The sequence below is a fragment of the Armatimonas sp. genome (assembly GCF_043760365.1).
Taxonomy (GTDB): domain Bacteria; phylum Armatimonadota; class Armatimonadia; order Armatimonadales; family Armatimonadaceae; genus Armatimonas.
Genome location: NZ_JAYUPA010000431.1, coordinates 1 through 1,727, shown reverse-complemented (window position 1 = coordinate 1,727; position 1,727 = coordinate 1). Strand labels below are relative to the sequence as shown.

Genomic DNA, 1,727 nt, shown 5'->3' with positions numbered 1-1,727 from the left:
TGCTTCGGACATTTACGAAGCATCTCAACAGAAATCTGATATGGTCACCGAATGGACGACAAATGGCAGGAACCCGTACGGACGGGACAGTGGGTATTTGGGATACTGCCACGGATCATGAGATTATTACCCTGAGAGGACACAAAAAACCGGTATGGCAAATGTGCTACACACCTGATGGTAGCCGCATAGCAACGGGTAGCGAAGATAGAACGGTGCGAATTTGGGACGCCCGAAGTGGGAAGCAACTCCTTGTCCTAAAAGGAAGCGAAAATCCGATTTCCTCAGTGAACTTCTCTCCTAATGGCCAACGGCTAGTTACAAGTCAAATCGACGGCATGGTTCGCTTTTGGGATGCAACAACAGGTCGATTACTGACCGAGATCAAGCATTTATCGGGATATGTAGGCATGGTTGCTTTTTCTCCTGACGGAAAGCGCGTTGTGATGGCCGGGGGAGGTGGAGCGGCAACACTTTATGACGCAGCAATAGGCAAAGAATTACTTTCTCTTGTTGGACATACGCAGTTTGTCCAATCGGTTGCTTTTTCCCCAGATGGCAAACGTATCGTAACGGGTGCCCAAGATAAAGTTGTTAAGGTTTGGGATGCGGAGACGGGACGTGAAACACTAACACTCCATGGGCACCAAGACAATTCCGATTTTTATTTCGACACTTTTGGTTTTACCCCAGACGGTAAGCGCCTCATTACAGGGTGTGGGCATGAAACGCAAATCTGGTCTTCTGAGGCCCTACGCGTTAGATAGCCTAGTGTACTATGTCAACCCTAGATTCCCCCAACCGTAGCAAGTGGCGGCAGTTTCTACGGCAAGTGCCCTTCCTCGCAGGCTTGAACGAGGCTGCTTTCGAGCAGGTGGCCAGCGCCTGTGTGCGCCGCGAGCTCCCTGCCAAGACTTCCCTCTTCTACGAAGGCGACGAGGGCTACTGCCTCTATGTCCTGGGCAAGGGCACCATCCAGATACGCAAGGAAACCGCTTCCACTCCCCTCGTGGTCGCGGAGCTGCACGCCGGGGACGTGATTGGAGAGCTGGCACTGCTTGACGGACAGCCCCGCAGTGCTACCGCGATCACCACGACGCCCTGCACCCTCTACGAGCTGAGCCGCGACCGCTTCTTGCGCTGCATCCAGGACCACCCCGAGCTCGCCCTAGCCATGGTCGCCGTACTGACACAGCGTCTCCGAGAGGCCAATGAGCAGCTCGCCCACCGCCAGATGCCCGTGGAAACAAGGCTTGTCGCACAGCTCGTGGCACGTCTCGCACTCCAGCCCGAACCGCAGATACCACCGGTCCTCCTAGGCAAGCTCACCAACGCGGAGCTGGGCCGACAGCTCAGCACGACACGCGAGACCATCAGCCGCAAGATGGACACACTCCTCCAGCAGGGGATTGTCAAACGCGATACACAGGGGCTCTGGGTGCTTCATCCACAGCAGCTACAGCGCTTCCTGAAAGAAAATGCATAGCCATAGCGTGATGTGAGTCACGCTTCTCTTCGCTAACCTCGGCCATACTGACCATCGAAAGGGATAGAGAAGTATGATCTGGCGAGCGAGCTTAGTAGCGGCGGTTTTCTTGGGGGCAAGTGCGGTACAGGCGCAAGGAGCACGGGGAGTTCTCGTGGCAAGTGCGGCTGTGGGGGCACCACGACCAGGAGCGACTGCGGAGCACATTATCCAGCTCGCCAAGCAGTTTGTGGGTGGGAAG

General features: G+C 55.6%; 2 protein-coding genes. Both read left to right on the top strand.

Translation table 11 applies throughout. The features are described from left to right. Positions 1 to 767: WD40 repeat domain-containing protein (locus tag ACH2EH_RS10150; protein WP_395141318.1), on the top strand; the 767-nt coding region annotated here is incomplete at its 5' end. Positions 768 to 778: 11 nt separating this feature from the next. Next, positions 779 to 1,486, top strand: a complete 708-nt coding sequence (locus tag ACH2EH_RS10145; protein WP_395141316.1) for a Crp/Fnr family transcriptional regulator — start codon at positions 779 to 781, stop codon at positions 1,484 to 1,486. Positions 1,487 to 1,727: the final 241 nt, after the last annotated feature.

Excerpts from the sequence above, each read along its gene's own strand:
- ACH2EH_RS10145 (WP_395141316.1), top strand. The coding sequence starts at position 779 with ATGTCAACCCTAGATTCCCCCAACCGTAGCAAGTGGCGGCAGTTTCTA.